The sequence below is a fragment of the Streptococcus fryi genome (assembly GCF_053206505.1).
This window is the reverse complement of the sequence record NZ_JBRUGW010000054.1, coordinates 1-5,126: the sequence shown is the minus strand read 5'-3', so window position 1 is coordinate 5,126 and position 5,126 is coordinate 1. Positions and strand designations below refer to the sequence as shown.

The window sequence follows — 5,126 nt, the reverse complement described above, 5'->3', positions numbered from 1 at the left end:
CATATGAGTCTTTCTAATGATGGTTTGCTTGCTTTTCATTATAGGTCATATGGGACTTTTTGATACTCAAAAGGCCCTATAATCTCTATGGTGGAGTTACCCACTACAGAAATTATAGAGCCTGATTTAGGAGGTCGGATGTTTGGTTTGGGGATCCATTGCTAGATTCACTTAAAAATCTGGTTTTTTTGGATATTGCCTGTTATAATGGTATTTAAGTATAGGAAAAGTTGGGAGTTATGATGATATATCTCTAATGGTTTAAGTGGTCGTTGCTAAACGTTAGACTATATGATGATGTATCACTTAATATCAGAAAAACGAGGTAAAAAATTGGAAGATTATTCAGTAGACATAGCCTTACATCATCCAGATGACTTATTGAGCTTATTTGGTACCAATGAACGTCATCTGAAATTGATTGAAAAAGAGTTAGCCCTCACCATTCATGCTAGAACTGAAAAGGTTCAGTTAGTGGGAGATGAGGAAAATGTCATCCTTGCTCAATTAGTGATCAATGCCTTACTGGTCTTGGTTGGTCGTGGCATGATTATTAACACACCAGATGTAGTGACAGCCTTGTCAATGGCAAAATCAGGAGACATCCATAAGTTTGTAGCCTTGTACGAAGAAGAAATTATTAAGGACAACTATGGTAAGCCTATTCGTGTCAAAACCTTAGGGCAAAAAACCTATGTAGATAGTGTTAAACACCATGATATTGTGTTTGGTGTTGGTCCAGCAGGAACGGGTAAAACTTTCTTGGCAGTGACTTTGGCGGTGACAGCTTTGAAACGTGGTCAAGTTAAGAGAATTATCCTCACTCGTCCTGCCGTTGAAGCAGGTGAAAGTCTTGGCTTTTTGCCAGGTGATTTGAAGGAAAAAGTGGATCCATATTTGCGTCCTGTTTATGACGCGCTATATCAGATTTTAGGTAAAGAGCAGACCACGCGCTTAATGGAGCGGGAAATTATCGAGATTGCTCCGTTAGCTTATATGCGTGGGCGTACCTTGGATGATGCTTTTGTGATTTTAGATGAAGCTCAGAATACCACAATTATGCAGATGAAGATGTTTTTGACCCGTTTAGGTTTTCATTCTAAAATGATTGTCAACGGAGATACTAGCCAGATAGACTTGCCTAGACAGGTCAAATCAGGTCTGATTGATGCGATGTCAAAATTAAAAACGATTCCTCAGATTGATTTTGTTCATTTTTCAGCTAAAGATGTGGTGAGACATCCTGTTGTCGCAGATATTATCAATGCTTATGAAAGTGAGCGAGATGATGGCTAAGGTGGTTTTACGTCCGTTGGAAAAGACGGATTATCAAGCTTGGTATCAAGGTTTCGCAAAACGCTTGGCCTCTCAGTCGCCTTATGACAAGGGTTATTTAGATTTGACTGCTTGTGATGAAGCTTGGTTTGAAGAGCTTGTTCATCGGCATAGAGATTTGGCAAACTCGCATAAACAATATATTTATGCGGTTTTTGATGCTGAAACAGGTGCTCATGTAGGAGCAGTTGACCTTGTTATATTAGATAAAGACTTTTTGGCTTGGGCAGAGATTGGTTATTTTGTACACAACCATTGTTGGAGACGTGGTTATGGTCTTGCGGCTTTGAAAGCTCTACTTCATATGAACAATCAAACGCTACGCTTTCATCGGCTAGAAGCACATGTTCTGGTAGATAATGAAGCCTCTAAAGCTTTACTTGAAAAATCTGGTTTTGATTACGAAGGGAGACGCAAAGCCTTTCTCAATGAGCCATCAGGCTGGGAAGATGCTGATATTTATGTGTGGGTAGATGAAACAGTAAGCACTATTTAGGATTATTTGTGACATTTTATTTACCTGTTTAAGAACGCTATACAAAGCATTCAAGGCGTGATATAATGAAAGCGTTTTAAAGGAGGTTTTTTGATGATTTATTTAACAAATAATAGACTTAGGGTTGAGATTGCTGAACCAGGAGAGCGTCCTAATGATACCTTTCGCTTTGACCGAGCAGGCTTTATTTCGGAGGTCGTCTTAGATGGGGATACCCATTTTGGAGCCAACGAGCCCATGAATTTACGGCATTTATCGTCTGGTGGTCGAGGGTTGTGTTGTGAATTTTCAGGTGATTTTAGCGAAGGTGCTGAGATTGGCGACTATTTTCCAAAACTGGGCGTGGGTCTCATCAAGCAAGATAGTGATTTAGGTTATCAATTTGCGCATAAATACGATGAGGTTGTTCCTTTCCCCGTTCATTATACGTCCACAGAGACCTCGACAACCTTTGTGACAGAACCAGTGGAGTGTCTTGGGATTGCTGCTGAGGTTAAAAAGACCATTCGTATCGAGGATAATGTCTTAATTTTGGAAGCAACCATAAAGAATGTTGGTAAAAAGGCTATTGTGACCGAAGAATATTGCCATAATTTCCTCAGCATTGATGGTATGGCCATTTCACCAGACTATCGTTTGGAATTGCCAAATATGAATGATCTGGGACAGGAGCGTTTAGAAGGTTTTGGTGGTTACGATCATAATAACTTTATTGCTGACGGTAAAGCCATTCGTTTTGATAAATGTGAAACGGATGTCTCACTTAGTGTTCTCAGCACAGATAGGGCTGATTTGGGTGAGACGTTTACATGGCAGTTGCTTCATCAGGGAGCTAAGGCTAGTGTGACTGGTATTGATGCTGTCAAACCTACAGGCCTTTTGCTTTGGGCGACAGACCATATTGTCAGTCCAGAAATCATTCAAACCATCAGTATTGCTCCAGGAGAAAGCCATTCTTGGACACGACGTTGGGTCTTTGAGGCTGAGCCAAGATGGTAGATGATTCAAGAATATTTTGAGGTGGCTAGGGCAATCCCCTAGCTTTTGACGTTTTGCAGTTGAGAGTTGTGATTAGAAGTGTTTATGGCATATCCTAAAGGATTTTCAATCCAGTACTTTTGTGTTTCCCGCACTGTCTATCAAGCGTTAATAGGTCAAATATGGTATAATGGTAAAAATACTTATAGAAAAGAAGATGGCCTATGTACGTAGAAATGATTGATGAGACTGGTTTGGTCTCTGAGGCGATTAAGCAGCAAACGATGGATTTGCTTGAATTTGCAGCCCAAAAACTTGGTAAAGAAGATAAAGAGATGGCAGTGACTTTTGTGACCAATAGTCGTAGTCATGAGCTCAATCTGCTATATCGTGATACCGATAGACCAACCGATGTGATTAGTTTGGAGTACAAACCAGAAGAGGAGATTAGTTTTGACACCGATAGTTTGGAATCAGATGAAGAACTAGCTGAGTTGATGTCTGAATTTGATGCCTATATTGGAGAACTCTTTATTTCTATTGATAAGGCTAAAGAACAGGCAGAAGATTACGGGCATAGTTTTGAGCGAGAGATGGGCTTTTTAGCGGTACATGGTTTCTTACACATCAATGGGTATGACCACTACACTCCTGAGGAAGAAAAGGAAATGTTTGGCTTGCAAGAGGAGATTTTGATGGCTTATGGACTTACACGAGACTAAATCCCCGAAAAAGTGGAAAAATAGAGACCTCATCGCTAGTCTTGAATTTGCTTTGACAGGTATAGTGACAGCTTTCAAAGAAGAACGCAACATGAAAAAGCATGTTGCAACTGCTGTTGTCGTCATACTTGCTGGGCTATTTTTTGGCGTCAGCTTGGTGGAATGGCTGTTTTTACTCCTGAGCATTTTTTTGGTGATTGCCTTTGAAATCATCAACTCTGCTCTGGAAAATGTAGTGGATTTAGCTAGTGACTATCATTTTTCTATGTTAGCCAAGAATGCGAAAGACATGGCGGCAGGTGCTGTATTGGTCATGTCACTGTTTGCAGCCCTAACGGGTTTACTGATTTTTTTACCAAAACTATGGGGTCTTTTGTTGGGGTAGCCAAGCCCCGATAGGATATGTTAATAATAAGGAGAAAATATGACTTTTAAATCTGGATTTGTGGCGATTTTAGGTCGCCCAAACGTTGGGAAATCAACCTTTTTGAACTATGTAATGGGTCAAAAAATTGCGATTATGAGTGACAAGGCTCAGACGACGCGTAACAAGATTATGGGGATTTATACGACCGAGACGGAACAAATTGTGTTTATTGATACGCCTGGTATTCATAAACCTAAGACGGCTTTGGGTGATTTTATGGTGGAGTCGGCTTATAGCACGCTTCGTGAAGTCGAGACGGTTATTTTCATGGTTCCTGCCGATGAAAAACGTGGTAAAGGCGATGATATGATTATTGAGCGTTTGAAAAATGCCAATATTCCCGTTATCTTGGTTATTAACAAGATTGACAAGGTACATCCTGATCAGTTGTTGGAACAAATTGATGACTTCCGTGGGCAAATGAACTTTACAGAGATTGTGCCGATTTCTGCTACTATGGGGAATAACGTTAATCGTTTGATGGAAATTTTGAAGGATAACTTGGAAGAAGGTTTCCAGTATTTCCCTGCTGACCAGATTACAGACCACCCAGAGCGTTTCCTTGTGTCTGAGATGATTAGGGAGAAAGTCTTGCACCTAACGCGTGAAGAAATTCCACACTCAGTAGCCGTTGTGATTGAGGAAATGTCCCGTGATGAAGAGACGGATAAGGTGCATATACGAGCAACGATCATGGTTGAACGTGATAGCCAAAAAGGGATCATCATTGGTAAACAAGGTTCAATGCTGAAAAAAATCGGCTCAATGGCTCGTCGTGATATCGAGCTTATGCTCGGTGACAAGGTATTCCTCGAAACATGGGTCAAAGTCAAGAAAAATTGGCGTGATAAAAAACTCGATTTAGCTGACTTTGGTTATAATAAGGATGAGTATTAGGTCGTTTTGAAGATGTCAGAAGATTATATCTCATCTATTCGTGCTAAAGTAGGGCCTTGTCTAAGTAATATACTCAGTGTTTAGGTATTGCCTAGCTATCTATAAAAAAGTCTGTCTGATTTACCTTTGCGTAAGCTAGACAGGCTTTTTTGGCTCTTTGTCAACTGTAGTGGGTAGATGAAAAGCTAACATCTGGAGAGAATCAGATTGGTTCTCTCCTTTTTGATGTTCAAGGCAATCAAAATCCTTCTTTTAAAGTTGTCAAAGTTTC

Annotated in this window: 6 protein-coding genes; all 6 read left to right on the top strand. The window is 40.2% G+C overall.

The genetic code is table 11. The annotated features are described in order from the left end of the window. The first annotated feature begins 297 nt into the window (after positions 1–297). The 6 genes from ACVRZH_RS09740 (at position 298) to era (ending at position 4,855) form a co-directional block, all read left to right on the top strand. Complete coding sequence (locus ACVRZH_RS09740; RefSeq protein WP_447455093.1) at positions 298–1,296, top strand: PhoH family protein; 999 nt, start codon at positions 298–300, stop codon at positions 1,294–1,296. Then, on the top strand, positions 1,265–1,831 hold the full coding sequence (locus tag ACVRZH_RS09735; protein ID WP_447455092.1) for a GNAT family N-acetyltransferase: 567 nt from the start codon (positions 1,265–1,267) through the stop codon (positions 1,829–1,831). Before ACVRZH_RS09740 ends, ACVRZH_RS09735 begins: the two co-directional genes overlap by 32 nt. Positions 1,832–1,924: 93 nt before the next feature. Beyond that, positions 1,925–2,830 carry a hypothetical protein gene (locus ACVRZH_RS09730; RefSeq protein WP_447455091.1) on the top strand — a complete coding sequence of 302 codons (906 nt, stop codon included), beginning with the start codon at positions 1,925–1,927 and terminating at the stop codon, positions 2,828–2,830. A 203-nt stretch (positions 2,831–3,033) separates the two neighbouring features. Further along, positions 3,034–3,531: an rRNA maturation RNase YbeY gene (gene ybeY, locus ACVRZH_RS09725; RefSeq protein WP_447455090.1), complete on the top strand. Its 498-nt coding sequence runs from the start codon at positions 3,034–3,036 to the stop codon at positions 3,529–3,531. Then, on the top strand, positions 3,512–3,916 hold the full coding sequence (locus ACVRZH_RS09720; RefSeq protein ID WP_447455089.1) for a diacylglycerol kinase family protein: 405 nt from the start codon (positions 3,512–3,514) through the stop codon (positions 3,914–3,916). The genes ybeY and ACVRZH_RS09720 overlap by 20 nt, the downstream gene beginning before the upstream one ends. A 39-nt stretch (positions 3,917–3,955) precedes the next feature. Next, a complete protein-coding gene (gene era, locus ACVRZH_RS09715; RefSeq protein ID WP_447455088.1) occupies positions 3,956–4,855 on the top strand; it encodes a GTPase Era in 900 nt (299 codons plus the stop codon). The last annotated feature ends 271 nt before the right edge of the window (positions 4,856–5,126 follow it).

Bases quoted from the DNA above. Each gene is read 5' to 3' on its own strand.
- ACVRZH_RS09730 (WP_447455091.1), top strand. From the start codon at position 1,925: ATGATTTATTTAACAAATAATAGACTTAGGGTTGAGATTGCTGAACCA.
- ACVRZH_RS09735 (WP_447455092.1), top strand. From the start codon at position 1,265: ATGCTTATGAAAGTGAGCGAGATGATGGCTAAGGTGGTTTTACGTCCG.
- ACVRZH_RS09740 (WP_447455093.1), top strand. From the start codon at position 298: ATGTATCACTTAATATCAGAAAAACGAGGTAAAAAATTGGAAGATTAT.
- ACVRZH_RS09720 (WP_447455089.1), top strand. From the start codon at position 3,512: ATGGACTTACACGAGACTAAATCCCCGAAAAAGTGGAAAAATAGAGAC.
- ybeY (WP_447455090.1), top strand. From the start codon at position 3,034: ATGTACGTAGAAATGATTGATGAGACTGGTTTGGTCTCTGAGGCGATT.
- era (WP_447455088.1), top strand. From the start codon at position 3,956: ATGACTTTTAAATCTGGATTTGTGGCGATTTTAGGTCGCCCAAACGTT.